This window comes from Paracoccus simplex (genome assembly GCF_042648325.1).
In the GTDB taxonomy this organism is placed as follows: Bacteria; Pseudomonadota; Alphaproteobacteria; order Rhodobacterales; family Rhodobacteraceae; genus Paracoccus; species Paracoccus simplex.
On record NZ_JBHRXE010000004.1, the window covers coordinates 12,834 to 30,526 of the forward strand.

A 17,693-nucleotide genomic window follows, 5' to 3' on the forward strand; every position below is an offset into this window, starting at 1 on the left:
CCTAGCCTTCGTTCGGGGCCAGCGCCTCGATCCGCGGCCAGAGCGGGGCGAGGGCCAGGGTCAGGTCGGTGAACAGCGCATAACGCTGGGCCAGCGCGGCGTTGCGCCCGGGTTCGGGACGATGGCAGCGGATCAGCGCCGCCATGTCGCGCGGATCGTGGCGCGGGCTCTGGTAAAGCCCGACCGCCGCGCCGGCGCAAAGCGCCGCGCCCCAGGCGGCGGCCTCGTCGGTGTCCGAGGTGCTGACCGGCATTCCCAAAGCATCGGCAAAAAGCTGTGCGAACAAGGGACTGCGGGATATTCCTCCGGTCAGTCGAGCCTCGGTCGGCTGAAACCCCTCGCGCAGGGCATCGACATGGATGCGGTGGTTGAAGGCGATGCCCTCGATCACCGCGCGCAGCAGGTCGCCGCGATCCTGCCAGCCGCGCAGCCCGAAGAAGCCGGCGCTGGCCGTGGGGCCCAGCGGTGAGCCGAACAGGAACGGATGGAAAAGCGCGGTCGAGGGACGGGCCATGGCGGCCTCGATCTCGGGGATGATTTCGGCGTGGAAGGCGCGGCCCTCGGCCTCGGCCGCGCGGCGCTCGGCCCCGCAGAGCGTGTCGAGGAACCAGTCGTAATTCGCTGCCGATGCGGGCGAGATCGACATGGCGTTCCACTCGCCGGGCTCCAGCCCGTTGCGGCAGAACCAGCGCGGATCGACCCTGGGCACGGCCGAGACGGTCTCGTTGATCGAATAGGTGCCGGCGACGATGGCGACGGTGCCGGGCGTGTGGCCGCCGGCGCCAAGCGCCGAGGCGGTGACGTCGTGCAGACCGGCAGCGACGGGCGTGCCGGCGACAAGGCCAGTCGCCGCGGCGGCCTCGGGGGTGACATGGCCGGCGACGGCGCCGGGCGGCAGGATCGACGGCAGCGTCCCGGCCAGCGGCTGAAGCCCGAACAGCGGCAGGATGTCGGGCGCGTAGCGCTGGGTCGCGACATCGGTGAAGGAGGTGCTGGCCTCGGTCAGGTCGGTGGCGATGCGGCCGGTCAGGCAAAAGCGCAGCCAGTCCTTGCAGGCCAGCACATGCGCGATGCGGGCAAACCGTTCGGGCTCGTGGTCGCGCATCCAGGCCAGCAGCGCCGAGGGGGCCGAGGCATGCGGCGTCTGCCCGGTCCGCAGCAGCGCGCGTTCGGCGGTGCCATCGGCCTGCCAACCGGCGACAACCGCGCCGGCGCGGCTGTCCAGCGACAGGATGCCATGGCCCAGCGGGCGGGCGTCGCCGTCCAGCACATAGACGCCGTCGCCATGCGCCGTCGCCGCCACGGCGGCGATGGCGCCGGCCGGCCGGCCGCAGCCGGCGACCGCCTCGGCGATGGCGGCGGCGGTCTGGGTCCAGAGCAGGTCCATGTCGCGTTCGACATGGCGCGGGCGCGGCATCAGTTGCGGCACGCGCCGCCGCGCCACGGCCAGCACCCGCCCGGTTTCGTCGAAGATCACCGCCTTGGTGACGGTCAGTCCGTTGTCGATGCCAAGCAGCAGGGGCATGGGCGGTCCCGGATGATGTGATCGCGCCCGGCGCTGTCGCGGCCGGGCCGGCAGGGGCAGAAGGCGGACGGAGGCGCGCGGCGGCAGGGCCGCGCGCCCGCTGTTCTTATTGTTCCAGCACGAAGGGGGCGGTGTATTTGTCCGCGTTGTCCTTGGTGATCAGGAAGCAGTCGAAGAGCTGCTTTTCGGTATCCACCCCGGTCTTGCCGGTCTTGATGACGGCATCGGCCTGCTTGACCGCCTCGGCCGAGAAGATCGCCACCGGCTGCAGCACGGTGTATTGCAGCTCGCCGGCCTTGACCGCCTCGACCGCGTCGGGCGAGCCGTCGAAACCGCCGACCTTCACCGCGTCCAGCTTGCCGGCTTCCTTCAGCGCGGCGATGGCCCCCAGCGCCATTTCGTCATTGCCCGAGATCACGCCGTTGATGTCCGGGTTCGCCTGCAACAGCGACTGCATTTTCTGATAGCCTTGGGTGCGGTCCCAGTTCGCGACCTCCTGGCCGACCTTCTGCAGGTCCGGATACTGGCTCAGTACGGTCTCGAAGCCGTTCGAGCGGGTCTGGGCGTTGTTGTCCGAGGGCGCGCCGAACAGTTCCACATATTTGCCCTTGTCGCCCACGGTCTCGACCCAGGCCTGGGCGCCCAGAGCCGCGCCCTGCGCGTTGTTCGAGACGAGCTGCGCCTTGGCCAGCCCTTCCTGGTTGATCTCGGCATTGACCAGGATCACCGGGATGTTCGCGGCTACGGCCTTCTGCACCGCACCGACCGAGCCGTCGGCATTGGCCGGGTCCAGGATGATCGCCACCGACTTGTTGGTGATCGCGGTGTCGATCAGCGTGCTTTCGGTGTTGGTGTCGCCGCGATGCGCGGCCACGTTGGCGGTATAGCCCAGCTCCTCGGCGGTTTTCTTGGCGACCTCGCCCTCGGTGAACCAATAGGGGTTCGCGGGGTCGTTGACGATGATGGTGATCAGCCCCTCGGCCGATGCCGCAGCCGCCATCAGCGGAATCGAGGCAGCGGCGGCAAGCAGCGCGCGGCGGGTCATTTTGAACATGGGTCTCACTCCCTTGGGGTTGGTTCACTGCCCTGCGGCAGGCTTTCGCCGGGCGGGTGTTCCGCCCGGCGGGAAGGTCCGGCGGGGTCAGCCCTTGCGGATGCCGCGCCCGTATTGGATCGAGTTCATCAGCACGGCGAGCACGATCACCGCGCCGGTGAACACGGTCTGCCAGTAGGAGCTGACGCCGATGATGACGAGGCCCGCCGACAGGAAGCCGATGACGAAGGCGCCCAGCATGGTGCCGCGCACCGTGCCGCGCCCGCCGGTCAGGGCAGCGCCGCCGATCACCACCGCCGCGATGGCGGTCAGCTCATAGGTGGTGCCGGCGGTCGGCCCGGCCGAGGTCAGCTGCGAGCTGAGCACCAGCCCGGCAATCGCCGCCAGGGCGCCCGAGATGGTGTAGACGGCGATCTTGACGCGCCGGGTCGGCACGCCCGACAGTTCGGCCGCGCGCTCGTTGCCGCCCGAGGCATAGAGCCAGCGCCCGAAGGCCGAGCGCGACAGCATCAGCCCCGCCAGCACGGCGACGGTCGCCAGCACGATGACCGAGATCGGGATGCCGGCGATGCGGTTGAAGCCCAGCCAGCTGAAGCCGGTATTGCCGAGGTCCGGATTGCCGCGCAGGTTGTTGTAGGTCAGCCCGTTGGTCATCAGCAGGGCGACGCCGCGCGCGACATACATCACCCCCAGCGTGGCGACGAAGGGCGGCACCTTGAAGATCGAGATCAGCACCCCGTTCAGCGCCCCCACCGCCGCGCCCACGGTGACGGTCAGCACCACCACCGCCCAGACCGGCGGGTAAAGGATCACCCCGGCCCAGTCCAGCTCGACCCCCTGCATCATCGCGCCGGCGACCACGCCGCACAGCGCCAGGATCGAGCCGACCGACAGGTCGATGCCGCCGTTCAGGATCACCAGCAGCATGCCGACCGACAGGATGCCGTAGATGGCGACCTGGCTGGACATGATCAGGAAGTTCGACAGGGTGAAATAATTGGGCGACAGGAACGAGAACACCGCGATGATGAGGATCAGCGCGAAGAAGGCCCGGCCCTGAAGCAGGATGCGGCCCAGGCTGAAGTCGCCCTTCTTGGCCGGAGCCGGGGTTGCGGTCGTGGCAGACATGGGTTTTCCTCCCTCACATGATCCGTCAGGCAGCCACGGACTCGCCCGAGGCGGCCATGATCTTTTCCTTGGTGACGGTGGAATCGAACTCGGCCGAGATGCGGCCCTTGTGCATGACGATGATCCGGTGCGCGATGGACAGGCATTCGCTGACCTCGGACGTGGAATAGATCACGGCGAGGCCCTGTTTCGCGCCCTCGGCCAGCAGTCGGAACACCTCGGCCTTGGCGCCGATGTCGATGCCGCGCGAGGGCTCGTCCAGCATGATGACCCTGGGCCGGGTCGCCAGCATCTTGCCGATGACGACCTTTTGCTGGTTGCCGCCCGAGAGCGAGCCGATGGCGGCATGGCCGCCCGAGGTCTTGACGGTGACTTCGCGGATGCTGTCCTGGATCAGCTTCTTCTCGGCGCTGCGGCTGGTGAACAGCCCCCGCGTGAAGCGGCCGATCGAGGCCAGGGACAGGTTCTCGCCCACGGTCATGGTCTGCACGAGGCCGTCGCGCTGCCGGTCCTCGGGCACCAGCGCGAGGCCGCGCGCGATGCGTTCGGCGATCGACAGGTGCGAGATCTCGCGGCCCTCCAGCACGATCTCGCCGCCCGAGGCGGTCAGCCGGCCGGCGCAGGTTTCCAGAAGCTCGGTGCGGCCGGCGCCCATGAGGCCGTAGATGCAGACGATCTCGCCCGCGCGGACGTCCAGGGACAGCTTGTCCACCAGGTTGAAGCCGGCCGGGTCGGGCACCGAAAGATTGCGGATCGACAGCGCCACCTCGCCCATGCGGGTCGCGGGCGGCGCGCCCAGGTCGTAATTGTCGCCGACCATGTTGCGCACGATCCATTCCAGGTCGATCTCGGCGCGCGGCGCATAGGCGGTCATGGTGCCGTCGCGCAGCACCACCGCATGGTCGGTGATGGTCAGCGCCTCCTCCAGGTGGTGCGAGATATAGACGATGCTGACGCCCTTGGCGGTCAGGTCGCGGATCACCTTGAACAGCACCTCGACCTCGCTGGCCGAAAGCGCGCTGGTCGGCTCGTCCATGATCAGGATGCGGCTGTCCACCGACAGCGCGCGGGCGATCTCGACGATCTGCTGCTGGCCCAGGCGCAGCTCCTCAACCGGGGTCAGCGGGTCGATGTCCTCCTCCAGCTCTTCCATCAGGCGGCGGACCTGGCGTTCCTCCTCGGCGAAATCGACGCCGGTCGGGCCCATGATCTCGCGGCCCATGAAGATATTGTCGCGCACCGACAGGTTCGGGGCCAGGCTCAGCTCCTGGTGGATGATCGAGATGCCGCGGTCGCGCGCCTCGTTGGCGCTGGCAAAGGTCACGGGCTGGCCGTCCAGGATGATCTCGCCGGTGGTGGGCTGGATGACGCCCGACAGGATCTTCATCAGCGTGGACTTGCCGGCGCCGTTCTCGCCGAACAAGGTCGTCACCTGGCCGCGATGGATGTCGAAATTCACGCCCTTCAGCGCATGGACGCTGCCATAGGACTTGGCGACGTTGCGGGCGGCCAGCACCACCTCGGCCGTATCGGGCTTGCCGGAAAGGATCTTGCTCATTTGACGCTGACCTCGACCGGGGTGATCAGCCAGTTCTTGGGATTGATCAGGCGGAAGGCGCCCACGACCTCGACGGTCTTGCCGGTCAGGTTCGTGGCGTCGATCTTGTCCAGCACCTCGGCCTTCATGGCGCGGTTGATGCCGGCGCCGGCGTTCTGATACTCGATCTGGTTCTTGAACTTGCCGAAGGCGATGTCGCCGGGCGCGTCGCGCAGGTCGGTGCCGTTGATCGCCGGGCCGGTCTGGACGCGGACGGCGACGCCTTCGGGCAGACCCTCGGCCGCCAGCGGATAGATCCCGGCCTTGGGCTCGCCCGCCGTGCCGGTCACGCGCACCGCCATGATGGCGCCGGTCGAGGCCGGAGTGCCGTATTTCGCGATGGCCGCATCCTTGTCGGCGGCGATGGCGGCGGCGACTTCGGCGGCGTCGCCGGCCTTGGCCGTCACGGCGTCGCGGATGCGCGGGAACTCGGTCTGGCCGTAGCCGTCGGGCGAGAAGGCCTGCTGGCGCACGTCGGCGTCCGAGCCGATATGCACGACCTTGGTGTCAAGCGCGATGCCGGCCAGCACGACGGCCGCCGCGGCGATGCTGAGGATGAGCCCGCGCCGCGATGCCGCGGGGGCCTTGGGGGCGGAGCCGGTCGGGGCAGTGCTCTGGACCATGTTCGGGCCTCGGATCTGATGAATGTTGCGCGGGCGGGGCGGATGCGGATCAGGCGGCCGGACGGCGCGCGCGGCGGGCATCCCGCGGGAAATGTCTGGGATTTCCTTGCATTGTCCGGCCCCTCCTCTGGCTGGTCATGCCTGGCAGTCTCCTGCTGCCGGCGGGTGCGGGGCATCGCCCGAATCCCGCCGTCTTCGAAACAGTAACTGAAATTTTTTGCTGTGTCCGTAAAAAAATGCATTCCCGCGGCGGGAAATCTGCGGTATGAAAATGACCGAGGAGTTCGCCACGCCCGTCCGGGCTGGCTTGCCGCCGGGGCCTTGACCCGGGCGGAGGAGGGCACCATGCATCACCACCCCACCGACCCCCGCAGGACGGCGCGCCATGGCCGGGGCTGACATCCTGATCGGCATCGACGCCGGCACCTCGGTCATCAAGGCGGTGGCCTTCGATCTACGCGGGGCGCAGCTGGCCGCGGCCTCGGTGCCGAATCGCTATCAGGCCGGCGGCGACGGCTCGGCCACGCAATCCCTGGCCCAGACCTGGGACGACTGCGCGGCCGCGCTGCGGGGCCTGGGTGACAAGGTGCCGGACTTGGCCCGCCGCACCGCCGCGCTCTCGGTCACGGCGCAGGGCGACGGCACCTGGCTGGTCGGGCGCGACGGGCCGGTCGGCGACGCCTGGCTGTGGCTCGACGCCCGTGCTGCGCCCACGGTGGCGCGGCTGGCCGCTGGCCCGGCGAACCGCGCCCGGTTCGAGGCGACCGGCACCGGGCTCAACACCTGCCAGCAGGGCAGCCAGATGGCGCATATGGATGCGCATTGCCCGGACCTGCTGGACCGGGCCGAGGTGGCGCTGCATTGCAAGGACTGGCTTTACCTGAACCTGACCGGGGTGCGGGCGACCGACCCGTCCGAGGCCAGTTTCACCTTCGGCAATTTCCGCGACCGGCGCTATGACGACACGGTGATCGCCGCGCTGGGGCTCGAGCATCGCCGCGCCCTGCTGCCCGAGATCGTCGATGGCGCCGAGCAGACCCATCCGCTGACCGCCGAGGCGGCGCGGGCAACGGGGCTGCGCGCCGGCACGCCGGTCAGCCTTGGCTATGTCGATATGGTGATGACCGCGCTGGGTGCCGGGGTCTATGGCGGGGCGGGCGATGTCGCCTGCTCGACCGTGGGCTCGACCGGGGTGCATCTGCGGGCGGTGCGGGCGCAGGACGTGCATCTGAACGCGCAGGGCACCGGCTATGTCATCTGCCTGCCGATCCCCGGCATCGTGACCCAGGTGCAGACCAATATGGCAGCGACGCTGAACCTGGACTGGATCCTGGGCGTCGCGGCGGGCATCCTCTCGGACGTCGGCCAGCCGGTCACGCATCGCGACTTGGTGGCGCATATCGAGGGCTGGCTGGCACAATCGAAGCCCGGCCAGATCGTCTATCACCCCTATATCTCCGAGGCGGGCGAGCGTGGTCCCTTCGTCAACGCCGATGCCCGCGCCGGCTTCGTCGGCCTGTCGGCCGGGCACCGCTATCCCGACCTGATCCGGGCCGTGGCCGAGGGGTTGGGCATGGCGATGCGCGACTGCTACGCCGCCATGGGCCCGCTGCCGTCCGAACTGCGGCTGACCGGCGGCGCCGCGCGCTCGCGCGGCTTGCGCGGCATCCTCTCGGCGGCGCTGGACGCGCCGGTGCGGGTGTCCGAGCGCGACGAGGCCGGCGCGGCCGGCGCCGCGATGATGGCCGCCGTCGCCATCGGCGCCTATCCCGACATGGAATCCTGCATCGCCGAATGGGTCACGCCGCTTTTGGGCGCGGCCGAGGCGCCCGACCCCGATCTCGTGGCCGCCTATGCGCGGCTCTTCCCGGCATTTTCCGCCGCGCGGCAGGCCCTGCCGCCCGCATGGGACGCCCTGGCCCTGGCCCGCGCCCCGAAAGGAGATTGAAATGAGCCAAGACCAAGACATGATCGACCTTTTCGTCATCGGCGGCGGCATCAACGGCGCCGGCGTCGCCCGTGACGCTGCCGGCCGGGGCCTGAAGGTGGTGCTTTGCGAAAAGGACGATCTGGCGCAGGGCACCTCGTCGCGCTCGGGCAAGCTGGTGCATGGCGGGCTGCGCTATCTGGAATATTACGAGTTCCGCCTGGTGCGCGAGGCGCTGATCGAGCGCGAGGTGCTGATGAACGCCGCCCCGCATATCATCTGGCCGATGCGCTTCGTGCTGCCGCATTCGCCGCAGGACCGGCCCGCCTGGCTGGTGCGGCTGGGGCTGTTCCTCTACGACCACCTGGGTGGGCGCCAGAAGCTGCCCGGCACCCGCACGCTGGACCTGCGCCGCGACCCCGAGGGCGCGCCGCTGCTGGACCAATACGCCAAGGGCTTCGAATATTCCGATTGCTGGGTCGATGATGCCCGCCTCGTGGTGCTGAACGCCGTCGATGCCGCCGAGCGCGGCGCCGAGGTGCTGACCCGCAGCCCCTGCATTGCGGCCCGGCGCGAGAACGGCGCCTGGACCGTCGAGACCCGCAGCGAGATCACCGGCGCGCTGCGGCGCTTCCGCGCCCGCTGCGTGGTGAACTGCGCCGGCCCCTGGGTGTCGGACGTGATCGGCCGGGTGGCGGGCTCGCAGTCCAGCCGCAACGTTCGGCTGGTCAAGGGCAGCCATATCATCGTGCCGAAATGGTGGGCGGGCGCCAATGCCTATCTGGTACAGAACCACGACAAGCGGGTGATCTTCATCAACCCCTACGAGGGCGACAAGGCGCTGATCGGCACCACCGACATCGCCTATGAGGGCCGGGCCGAGGACGTCACGGCGGACGAATCCGAGATCGAATACCTGCTCGCCGCCGTGAACCGCTATTTCAAGCAGAAGCTGCGGCGCGACGATGTGCTGCACAGCTTCTCGGGCGTCAGGCCGCTGTTCGACGACGGCAAAGGCAACCCCTCGGCGGTGACGCGGGACTATGTCTTCGATCTGGACCAGGCCGGCGGCGCGCCGCTGCTGAACGTGTTCGGCGGCAAGATCACCACCTTCCGCGAACTGGCCGAGCGCGGCATGCATCGCTTGCGCGAGGTGTTCCCGGCCATGGGTCCGGACTGGACCGAAAACGCGCCCTTGCCCGGCGGCGACATGGCCAATGCCGATTACGAAAGCTATGCAGAACTGCTGCGCGAGCTGAACCCCTGGATGCCGCGCGGGCTGCTGCATCACTATGGCCGGCTTTACGGCACCCGCACCCGCGACGTGGTGGCGGGGGCGCTGTCGCTTTCCGACCTGGGCCGGCATTTCGGCGGCACGCTCTACGAGGCCGAGGTCCGCTACCTGGTCGCGCGGGAATGGGCGCAAACGCCCGAGGACATCCTTTATCGCCGCACCAAGCATTACCTGCACCTGACCGAGGACCAGCGCCGCGCCTTTGCCGAGTGGTTCGCCGGCTCGGACCTGGCCCAAGCTGCCTGAGGACACCATGGCCCTGACGCTGTCGCTGAACACCAATCCGCTGGTCAACCGCTTCGCCGAGCCGGGCGACCTGATCGACACCGTGGCGCGCGATCTGAAGATCCGCGACCTGCAACTGACGCATGAGTTCATCAACCCGAGCTGGCCCGCCCCGGTGATCCGCCGCCTGACCCGCGACATGGCCGCGGCGCTGGCCCGCACCGGCGTGCGCGTCACCAGCGGCATGACCGGGCCCTACGGGCGGTTGAACCATTTCGGCCATCCCGACCGCGACGTGCGGCGCTATTATGTCGACTGGTTCAAGACATTCGCCGACATCATCGGCGATCTGGGCGGGCTCTCGGTCGGCACGCAATTCGCCATCTTCACCTATCGCGACTATGACGAACCCGCCCGGCGCGAGGAGCTGATCCGCATCGCCATCGACGCCTGGGCCGAGGTGGCCGAGCACGCCAGGGCGGCCGGGCTGCGATACCTTTTCTGGGAACCGATGAGCGTCGGGCGCGAGTTCGGGGAAACCATCGCCGCCTGCATGGCATTGCAGGACCGGCTGACGGCGGCGAACATGGCGGTGCCGATGTGGATGATGGCCGATATCGACCACGGCGACGTGACCAGCGCCAATCCCGACGACACCGACCCCTATGCCTGGGCGCGGGCGGTGCCGAAGGTCAGCCCCATCATCCACATCAAGCAGTCGATGATGGACAAGTCGGGCCACCGGCCCTTTACCGCCGAATACAATGCCAAGGGCCGCATCCAGCCCGCACCGCTGCTCGCGGCCTTCGCCGAAGGCGGCGCCGCCGATAACGAGATCTGCCTGGAGCTGAGCTTCAAGGAGCGCGAGCCGAATGACCGCCAGGTGATCCCGCAGATCGCCGAAAGCGTCGCCTTCTGGGCGCCGCATATCGACACCGGCGCGGATACGCTGAATATCTGACCCCGGAACACCCCGAAAAGGACGCCCGCATGACCCGCCAGCCCCGCCCCCCTTGCCGCCGGCCCGCCTGATGGCGCGGCGCGGAGCCTTGGACCCGGAACAAAGCCTCGCCATCCGCGCGGCCTGGTTGCATTACGCCGGCGGGCTGACGCAGGCGGCGGTGGCGAAACGGTTGGGCGTGCCCTCGGTCAAGGCGCATCGGCTGATCGCCCGCGCGGTGGCCGAGGGCGTGGTCAAGGTCTCGATCGACGGCGAGATCGTGGAATGCGCCGCGCTCGAGGATCGGCTTTGCGCCCGCTACGGGCTGGACTATTGCGAGGTGGCGCCCGAACTGGGCGAGGAGGGGATGCCGCTGCGCGCGCTGGGTCTGGCCGGGGCGGGCTTCCTGCGGCGCGAGATCGAGCGCGGCGAAGATCCGGTGATCGGTCTTGGCCATGGCCGCACGCTGGCGGCGGCGGTGCACCAGTTGCCGCGTTTCGACGCGAACGGGGTGCGCTTCGTGTCGCTGCTGGGCGGCTTCACCCGCAGCTATGCCACCAACCCGCATGACGTGATGTATGCGCTGGCGCAGAAGACCGGCGCGCAATCCTATGTGCTGCCGGTGCCGTTCTTCGCCAATTCCGAACAGGATCTGGCGGTGTTGCTGGCCCAGCCGGGGGTGCGCGAACTGTTCGACCTGTCGAACGGCGCCAGCCTGAAGGTGGTCGGCATCGGCACGGCGGATGCCGGGGCGCAACTGGTCGCCTCGGGCATGATCGAGCCGCATGAGATCGCCGAGATCAACGCCGCCGGCGCGCAGGGCGAGATGCTGGGCCATTTCTTCGACGCCCGGGGCCGGGTGCTGGAAACCACCCTGAGCGCGCGCACGCTGTCGGTCAGCCTGGACGGGCCCGAGGGCAGCCGGATCGTCGCCATTGCCGGCGGCACCGACAAGGTGCGGGCGATCCGGGCGGTGCTGGAAAGCCGGCGTCTGTCGGGACTGATCACCGACGAGGCCACGGCGCGGCTGTTGGCGGACTGACGGCGGGGGGAACGGGACGAGCGGGGCTCGTCCCGAACGCTGCCGCTGGGCCGGGCGCCCGCGCCCGGCAACCGTTCAGGCGGCGTAGCGTTTCGCCATCGCCGCCAGCGGCAGCGGGCGGATCTTCGCGGCATGGCCGGCGGTGCCGAAGGCCTCGAAACGCGCCTTGCAGACCTCGGACATCATCGCCATGGCGGGTTTCAGATAGCCGCGCGGGTCGAACTCGGCCGGTTCCTCGCTGAGCTTCCTGCGGATCGCGGCGGTCATCGCCAGCCGGTTGTCGGTGTCGATATTGACCTTGCGCACGCCCGATTTGATGCCGCGCTGGATTTCCTCGACGGGCACGCCCCAGGTTGGCCGGATGTCGCCGCCATAGGCGTTGATGATCTGTTGCAGATCCTCGGGCACCGAGCTTGAGCCGTGCATGACCAGATGCGTGTTCGGCAGGCGGCGGTGGATCTCCTCGATCACATGCATGGCGAGGATGGCGCCGTCGGGTTTGCGGGTGAACTTGTAGGCGCCGTGGCTGGTGCCCATGGCGACGGCCAGCGCATCGACGCCGGTGTCCTTCACGAATTGTTCGGCCTCGGCCGGGTCGGTCAGCAACTGGTCCTCGGAGAGCCGACCCTCGGCGCCGTGGCCGTCCTCCTGGTCGCCCATGCCGGTTTCCAGGCTGCCCAGCACGCCCAGCTCGCCCTCGACCGAGACGCCGCAGGCATGGGCCATCTCGACCACGCGGGCGGTGATGTCGCGGTTATAGGCATAGTCGGCGGGCGTCTTGCCGTCGGCCTGCAGCGAGCCGTCCATCATCACGCTGGTGAAGCCGTTCTGGATCGCCGTGGCGCAGGTCGCAAGCCCGTTGCCGTGGTCCAGGTGCATGCACAGCGGGATGTCCGGGAAGGCGCGCGACAGGCCCTGGATCAGCCCGGCCAGCACGGCGTCGTTGGCATAGGCGCGCGCGCCGCGGCTGGCCTGCAGGATCACCGGGCTGTCGGTCGCCGCGGCGGCGTTCATCACCGCGAGCCCCTGCTCCATGTTGTTGATGTTGAAGGCGGGAACGGCATAGCCGTTCTCGGCCGCATGGTCGAGAAGCTGGCGCAGCGTGATCATGGCCATGGGCTGTTATCCTTTGCTGATGGCGAGATGGGACAGGATGGTTTCGACTTCCTCGCGGGCGCCGAAGAACAGCGGCACCATCTCGTGCAGCCCCTGCGGTTGGCGGTCGAGGATCGGCTGGCGGCCGTCCGAGGCGATGCCGCCGGCCTGCTCGACCAGGAAGGCGATCGGGCAGCATTCGTAGATTAGCCGCAGCCGGCCGTTCTCGTAGCCCGGGCGGCGGTCGGCGGGATAGAGGAAGGCGCCGCCCTTCAGCAGGATGCGGTGCAATTCGCCGACGGCCGCGGCGAGCCAGCGCATGTTGAAGTCGCGCCCGCGCGGGCCGTCCTTGCCCTGGCGCAGTTCCTGCACCCAGGCTTGCAGGCCCGGCGACCAGTGGCGTTCGTTCGAGGCGTTATAGGCGATGGTCGAGGCGGTGGGTTTCAGCTGCACGCGCTCGTGGCTCAGGCGGAACTGGTCCGCCTCGGCATCATAGCCGGCGACATGGGTGCCGTCGCCCAGCGACCAGCCGAAATCCAGCGAATGGCCGAAGCTCGCGTAGCCGGCGCCGACCACGGCCCGGCCCTTGCGCAGAAAGCCCTCGGCCGCGGCGGGCAGGATGGAATAGAGCATGCCCAGCGGCGCGCCGATGCCGATGCTGCCCGAGCCGTCGATCGGGTCCATCGCCACGTCCCAGGCGCCGCCCGGGTTCAGGGTGACGACCTCCTCGGCCTCCTCGGAGAGCACCCGGCCGACGCCGGCGGCGGCCAGCGCGTCGAGCATGTGGTGATGGGCGGCGACATCCAGCGCCTTCTGCTTGTCGCCGCTGTCATTGGTGCCGACCACGGCCTCGGGGTCGCCATGTAGCCGGCCGGCGGCCAGCCGTGCGGCCAACGCCGGCTGGGCCCGGGCAATCGCAAGGGTGATGGCGGCGGGGCCGTCGCCCGCCAGCACGTCGGAAAGCGGGCGGCCGGTGGCGGGGCCGTCGTTCGGCAGTTTCAGCATGGCGGGCCTTTGCGTGCGGGCTCAGCCGGCCTTGTTGTATTTCGCGTCCACTTCGTCAATGGCGCAGACATTGCCGGCCGAGCGGCCGTTCGGGTCGAAGTTCATCGTCTCGCCCAGCCAGGCGTCGGCGATGGCCTTGGCCAGTTCGGTGCCGATCACCCGCGCGCCCATGGTGATGATCTGGGCGTTGTTCGACAGCGCCGCGCGCGTCGCCGAATAGGTGTCATGGGTCAGGGCGGCGCGGATGCCCGGCACCTTGTTCGCGGCGATGCAGACGCCGATGCCGGTGCCGCAGACCAGGATGGCGCGGTCATAGGTGCCGTCCAGCACCCCGTTCGCCACGCGGTCCGAGAGATCGGCGTAGAAGGCATCCGCGCCGGCCTCGGTGCGGCTGATCTCGGAAACCTCGTGCTTGTCCTTGAGGTGGTCGGCCAGCAGCTTGGCCAGACCTTCGCCCGCGCTGTCGCCTGCGATTGCCAGTTTCATTTCGTGTCTCCGATGGTTGCGGCGCAGCGCGCCAGGATGTCCAGATAGCCCTCGACGTTCCAGGCCGAGCGACCGATGAAAAGCCCGTCGATATGCGGGCAGGCGATCAGCTCCGCGCAATTGCCGGGGTTGACCGAGCCGCCATAGAGGCAGGGGATGCGGCGCGACAGCACGTCCTGCGCCACCGCGATGATCTCGGCCTGCCGCGCGTCGGCATAATCCGACGTCGCGGGGATGCCGTTCACGCCGATGGCCCAGACCGGCTCGTAAGCCAGCAGGATCGGCGCCGATTTCTGCTCGGCCGAGAGCCTGGCCAGCGCGCCGCGCACCTGGGTCTCCAGCACCGCGCGGGCGCGCCCGGATTCGCGTTCGGCCAGCGTCTCGCCGATGCAGATCAGCGGGATCAGGCCGTGGCGCACGGCGGCCTCGGTCTTGAGGCCCACGGTCTCGTCCGTTTCGCCGAAATGCTCGCGGCGCTCGCTGTGTCCCAACTCGACGATGTCAAGGTTGCAGTCGCGCAGCATCAGCGGGCTGATCTCGCCGGTCCAGGCGCCTTCGTCGGCCCAATGCATGTTCTGCGCGCCGACCTTGACCGAGGTTTCGGCCAGCATTGCCTTGACCTCGCGCACGGCGGTAAAGGGCGGGATCACGAAGCGCTGGATGCGCGGCGCGCGCGCGGCATCGGCGGCGGCCAGTCCCTTGGCAAAGGTGCGTGCCTCGGCCAGGGTCTTGTTCATCTTCCAGCTGGTGCCGATCCAGAATTCGGTCATGTCGTCGTCCTAACGGTCAGAATGCTTGGCAATGGTCAGGGGAATGCCGGCGCGGTCCAGCGCGGCGCGGTCCTCGGGGTCGGGGGCGGCATCGGTGATGATCGCCTGGAACTCGGACAGATCGGCCAGCGCATGCAGCGCCGAACGGCCGAAGCGGCGGTGGTTGACCAGCAGCACGCTGCGCCCGGCGGCAAGCATCATGGCGCGCTTGGCCCGGATCACCGCATCGTCCATGTGAAAGGCCTGCAGGCCGGACACGGCGGGGGCCGAGATGAAGGCCAGGTCCGCCCGCAGCCGGCTTAGGGCATTTTCCGTCACCAGCCCGAAGAAGCCGTTGAACTTGGCGCTGAAGATGCCGCCGAGCGCGATCAGCGTGATCCGCGCCATGTCCTTCAGCGGCTCGATCACCGCCGCGTTGTTGGTGATCACCGTCAGCGGCGCCTTCTCGGCCAGGCTGGCGCCCAGCAGCGCCGCCATCGAGCCGTCATTGACCATCACGGTCATGCCCGGCTCGACCAGGTCCAGCGCGGCGCGGGCCATGCGGGTCTTGGCGTCGGAATCCTGCAGGGCCCGGATGCGGAAATCGCTTTCGAACTGCGTCCCGGCCTCGATGGTCGCGCCGCCGCGCACCTTGCGCAGCAGCCCGGCCTGTTCCAGGTCGTCCAGGTCGCGGTGGATGGTCATCTTCGAGACCGCGAAACGCTCGGCCAGATCGTCCAGATCGACGGCGCGCGCCGCGACCAGCAGATCCATGATGGCTTGCCTGCGTTCTTCGCGTTTCACGAACATCCCTCCCTGCGCCCGGATTCGCCGCGGCCCGATACTTTTCTAACAATACTTCACGCAAACACAACATCAATTATGTGAATTTGTGATTTTTGATTGTTATTTTTGCCGCCGCGCAGTATCTGAGGGGCAAACGGAGGACCGAACATGCCTTTTGACACCCCCAAAGACCCCGCGATTGCCGCCAAGGCGGCGCTCGACCCCGCGAATTTCGCGCTGGCGAATTGCATCCGCGCGCTGTCCATCGACGCGGTGAACGCCGCCAATTCCGGCCATCCCGGCGCGCCGATGGGCATGGCCGATGCCGCGGCGGTGCTGTTCTCCAAGCACTTGAAATTCGATGCGAAACACCCCGACTGGCCGGATCGCGACCGCTTCGTGCTGTCGAACGGCCATGCCTCGATGCTGCTCTACAGCGTGCTGCACCTGACCGGCTACGAGGACATGACCATCGAGCAGATCCGCAACTTCCGGCAATGGGGCGCGATCACGGCGGGCCACCCGGAATACGGCCATGCCAAGGGGATCGAGACCACCACCGGCCCGCTGGGGCAGGGGCTTGCCACCGCCGTCGGCATGGCCCTGGCCGAGCGCCGGCTGGCCGCCGAATTCGGCGCCGACCTGGTCGATCATCACACCTGGGTCATGCTGGGCGACGGCTGCCTGCAAGAGGGCATCGGACAAGAGGCCGCCAGCCTTGCCGGCCATCTGGGCCTGGGCAAGCTGATCGTGCTTTACGACGATAACTCGATCACCATCGACGGGCCGACCTCGGTCAGCTTCTCGGAAAACGTCCCGGCCCGGTTCGAGGCCATGGGCTGGCACGTCCAGTCCTGCGACGGCCATGACGGCAAGGCGCTCGACGCCGCCATCACCGCCGCCAAGGCCGAAACCGGCAAGCCCTCGCTGATCGCGATGAAAACCGTCATTGGCTTCGGCTCGCCCAACAAGGCCGGCAGCTATGCCGTGCACGGCTCGCCGTTGGGCAAGGACGAGGCGGCGCTGACCAAGGAAGCCATCGGCTGGTCGGCCGAGCCCTTTGTCATCCCCGGGGATCTGGCGGCAGAATGGCGCGAGATCGGCCAACGCGGCGCAAAGGCCCGCGCCGACTGGCAAGCCCGCCTGGCCGCGACACCGGCCGAGACCCGCGCCGAGTTCGACCGCCGCCAGGCCGGCGCCTTGCCCGGCGATTACGAGCCGACCTTGCAGGACGCCCGCGCCCAGCTTTTCGCCGCGCCGAAAAAGGCCGCGACCCGCAAGGCCAGCCAGATGGCGCTGGAGGCCCTGACCCCGGCGCTGCCCGAGATGATCGGCGGCTCGGCCGACCTGACCGGCTCGAACCTGACCCGGGTGCCGGCGGTGGACAGCCAATATACCCGCGAGGCGCCCGGCCGCTATATCGGCTACGGCGTGCGCGAATTCGGCATGGCCGCGGCGATGAACGGCATCAACCTGCATGGCGGCTTCATCGCCTATGGCGGCACGTTCCTGGTATTCTCGGACTATGCCCGCAACGCCATCCGGCTGTCGGCGCTGATGGGGGTGGGCACGATCTATGTCATGACCCATGACAGCATCGGCCTGGGCGAGGACGGCCCGACCCACCAGCCGATCGAGCATCTGGCCAGCCTGCGCGCCATCCCGAACCTGACCGTGCTGCGCCCGGCCGATACGGTCGAGACGCTGGAGGCCTGGGACATCGCCATCCGCAACCGGCATGTGCCCTCGCTGCTGGCGCTGTCGCGGCAGGACGTGCCGCAACTGCGTCTGGACGCGGGCGCCGAGAACCTGACTGCCAAGGGCGCCTATGTGCTGCGCCGGTTCGGTGCCAAGGATGACGGGGGCCGCGACGTGACGCTGATCGCCACCGGCACCGAGGTCGCCATCGCCGTCGAGGCGGCGCAGGCGCTGCACGCGGACGGGCTGTCGGTCGCCGTGGTCTCGATGCCCTCGTGGGAGCTGTTCGACGCCCAGCCGGAATCCTATCGCAAGGAAACGCTGGGCGACGCGCCCCGCATCGCCGTGGAGGCGGCGGGCAAGTTCGGCTGGACCCGCTATGTCACCAGCGAGGACGACGTGATCGGCATGACCGGCTTCGGCGCCTCGGCCCCGATCGACCGGCTCTATCAGGAGTTCGGCATCACCAAAGAAGCCATCGTCGCGCGGGCCAAGGTGCTTGCCGGCAAGTGACAGCTG

Annotated in this window: 15 protein-coding genes; 5 read left to right on the forward strand and 10 right to left on the reverse strand. The window is 68.8% G+C overall.

Annotation, left to right across the window (positions count from 1 at the left end):
* Position 1: 1 nt before the first annotated feature.
* The 5 genes from ACFOMP_RS01135 to ACFOMP_RS01155 form a co-directional block, all read right to left on the reverse strand.
* On the reverse strand, positions 2-1,525 hold the full coding sequence (locus ACFOMP_RS01135; protein ID WP_379027580.1) for an FGGY-family carbohydrate kinase: 1,524 nt from the start codon (positions 1,523-1,525) through the stop codon (positions 2-4).
* 106 nt (positions 1,526-1,631) lie between these two features.
* Positions 1,632-2,579 (reverse strand): D-ribose ABC transporter substrate-binding protein, encoded by a 948-nt coding sequence (locus ACFOMP_RS01140; protein WP_289896292.1) that lies wholly within the window; start codon positions 2,577-2,579, stop codon positions 1,632-1,634.
* A gap of 87 nt (positions 2,580-2,666) precedes the next feature.
* The gene (locus tag ACFOMP_RS01145) at positions 2,667-3,707 is read right to left on the reverse strand and encodes an ABC transporter permease (RefSeq protein ID WP_379027581.1); all 1,041 of its coding nucleotides are present in this window, start codon (positions 3,705-3,707) and stop codon (positions 2,667-2,669) included.
* A 25-nt stretch (positions 3,708-3,732) separates the two neighbouring features.
* Positions 3,733-5,265, reverse strand: a complete 1,533-nt coding sequence (locus ACFOMP_RS01150) for a sugar ABC transporter ATP-binding protein (RefSeq protein WP_289896290.1) — start codon at positions 5,263-5,265, stop codon at positions 3,733-3,735.
* Complete coding sequence (locus ACFOMP_RS01155; protein WP_379027582.1) at positions 5,262-5,927, reverse strand: DUF2291 family protein; 666 nt, start codon at positions 5,925-5,927, stop codon at positions 5,262-5,264. Before ACFOMP_RS01155 ends, ACFOMP_RS01150 begins: the two co-directional genes overlap by 4 nt.
* Before the next feature lie 385 nt (positions 5,928-6,312).
* Between ACFOMP_RS01155 and ACFOMP_RS01160 the strand changes: the two genes are divergently transcribed.
* The 4 genes from ACFOMP_RS01160 (at position 6,313) to ACFOMP_RS01175 (ending at position 11,355) form a co-directional block, all read left to right on the forward strand.
* The gene (locus ACFOMP_RS01160) at positions 6,313-7,875 is read left to right on the forward strand and encodes an FGGY-family carbohydrate kinase (protein ID WP_379027583.1); all 1,563 of its coding nucleotides are present in this window, start codon (positions 6,313-6,315) and stop codon (positions 7,873-7,875) included.
* Between the two features lies 1 nt (position 7,876).
* The gene (locus tag ACFOMP_RS01165) at positions 7,877-9,394 is read left to right on the forward strand and encodes a glycerol-3-phosphate dehydrogenase (RefSeq protein ID WP_379027584.1); all 1,518 of its coding nucleotides are present in this window, start codon (positions 7,877-7,879) and stop codon (positions 9,392-9,394) included.
* Positions 9,395-9,401: 7 nt separating this feature from the next.
* Complete coding sequence (locus ACFOMP_RS01170; protein WP_379027585.1) at positions 9,402-10,334, forward strand: sugar phosphate isomerase/epimerase family protein; 933 nt, start codon at positions 9,402-9,404, stop codon at positions 10,332-10,334.
* 88 nt (positions 10,335-10,422) lie between these two features.
* Positions 10,423-11,355: a sugar-binding transcriptional regulator gene (locus ACFOMP_RS01175; RefSeq protein ID WP_379027586.1), complete on the forward strand. Its 933-nt coding sequence runs from the start codon at positions 10,423-10,425 to the stop codon at positions 11,353-11,355.
* A gap of 75 nt (positions 11,356-11,430) precedes the next feature.
* On the opposite strand, the gene fba is transcribed toward ACFOMP_RS01175, so the two are convergent.
* Genes fba through ACFOMP_RS01200 form a run of 5 tightly spaced genes read right to left on the reverse strand, consistent with a single transcriptional unit; the run spans position 11,431 to position 15,494 of the window.
* The gene (gene fba, locus ACFOMP_RS01180) at positions 11,431-12,471 is read right to left on the reverse strand and encodes a class II fructose-bisphosphate aldolase (RefSeq protein ID WP_289896284.1); all 1,041 of its coding nucleotides are present in this window, start codon (positions 12,469-12,471) and stop codon (positions 11,431-11,433) included.
* 6 nt (positions 12,472-12,477) lie between these two features.
* The gene (locus tag ACFOMP_RS01185) at positions 12,478-13,455 is read right to left on the reverse strand and encodes a class 1 fructose-bisphosphatase (protein WP_379027587.1); all 978 of its coding nucleotides are present in this window, start codon (positions 13,453-13,455) and stop codon (positions 12,478-12,480) included.
* A gap of 21 nt (positions 13,456-13,476) precedes the next feature.
* Positions 13,477-13,941 carry a D-erythrulose-4-phosphate isomerase gene (gene derI, locus ACFOMP_RS01190; protein ID WP_379027588.1) on the reverse strand — a complete coding sequence of 155 codons (465 nt, stop codon included), beginning with the start codon at positions 13,939-13,941 and terminating at the stop codon, positions 13,477-13,479.
* Entirely contained in the window at positions 13,938-14,711 is a 774-nt protein-coding gene (locus tag ACFOMP_RS01195) for a triose-phosphate isomerase (protein ID WP_379027589.1), read from the reverse strand. The genes derI and ACFOMP_RS01195 overlap by 4 nt, the downstream gene beginning before the upstream one ends.
* A gap of 9 nt (positions 14,712-14,720) precedes the next feature.
* The gene (locus ACFOMP_RS01200) at positions 14,721-15,494 is read right to left on the reverse strand and encodes a DeoR/GlpR family DNA-binding transcription regulator (RefSeq protein WP_379027590.1); all 774 of its coding nucleotides are present in this window, start codon (positions 15,492-15,494) and stop codon (positions 14,721-14,723) included.
* A 150-nt stretch (positions 15,495-15,644) separates the two neighbouring features.
* On the opposite strand from ACFOMP_RS01200, the gene tkt reads away from it, so the two are divergent.
* Positions 15,645-17,687, forward strand: a complete 2,043-nt coding sequence (gene tkt, locus ACFOMP_RS01205; protein ID WP_379027591.1) for a transketolase — start codon at positions 15,645-15,647, stop codon at positions 17,685-17,687.
* The last annotated feature ends 6 nt before the right edge of the window (positions 17,688-17,693 follow it).

What these genes read in the sequence shown, in the direction of transcription:
- ACFOMP_RS01145 (WP_379027581.1), bottom strand. Translation starts at nt 3,707, where the DNA reads ATGTCTGCCACGACCGCAACCCCGGCTCCGGCCAAGAAGGGCGACTTC.
- ACFOMP_RS01195 (WP_379027589.1), bottom strand. Translation starts at nt 14,711, where the DNA reads ATGACCGAATTCTGGATCGGCACCAGCTGGAAGATGAACAAGACCCTG.
- ACFOMP_RS01160 (WP_379027583.1), top strand. Translation starts at nt 6,313, where the DNA reads ATGGCCGGGGCTGACATCCTGATCGGCATCGACGCCGGCACCTCGGTC.
- ACFOMP_RS01135 (WP_379027580.1), bottom strand. Translation starts at nt 1,525, where the DNA reads ATGCCCCTGCTGCTTGGCATCGACAACGGACTGACCGTCACCAAGGCG.
- ACFOMP_RS01170 (WP_379027585.1), top strand. Translation starts at nt 9,402, where the DNA reads ATGGCCCTGACGCTGTCGCTGAACACCAATCCGCTGGTCAACCGCTTC.
- derI (WP_379027588.1), bottom strand. Translation starts at nt 13,941, where the DNA reads ATGAAACTGGCAATCGCAGGCGACAGCGCGGGCGAAGGTCTGGCCAAG.
- ACFOMP_RS01185 (WP_379027587.1), bottom strand. Translation starts at nt 13,455, where the DNA reads ATGCTGAAACTGCCGAACGACGGCCCCGCCACCGGCCGCCCGCTTTCC.
- ACFOMP_RS01165 (WP_379027584.1), top strand. Translation starts at nt 7,877, where the DNA reads ATGAGCCAAGACCAAGACATGATCGACCTTTTCGTCATCGGCGGCGGC.
- ACFOMP_RS01140 (WP_289896292.1), bottom strand. Translation starts at nt 2,579, where the DNA reads ATGTTCAAAATGACCCGCCGCGCGCTGCTTGCCGCCGCTGCCTCGATT.
- ACFOMP_RS01150 (WP_289896290.1), bottom strand. Translation starts at nt 5,265, where the DNA reads ATGAGCAAGATCCTTTCCGGCAAGCCCGATACGGCCGAGGTGGTGCTG.
- tkt (WP_379027591.1), top strand. Translation starts at nt 15,645, where the DNA reads ATGCCTTTTGACACCCCCAAAGACCCCGCGATTGCCGCCAAGGCGGCG.
- fba (WP_289896284.1), bottom strand. Translation starts at nt 12,471, where the DNA reads ATGGCCATGATCACGCTGCGCCAGCTTCTCGACCATGCGGCCGAGAAC.
- ACFOMP_RS01155 (WP_379027582.1), bottom strand. Translation starts at nt 5,927, where the DNA reads ATGGTCCAGAGCACTGCCCCGACCGGCTCCGCCCCCAAGGCCCCCGCG.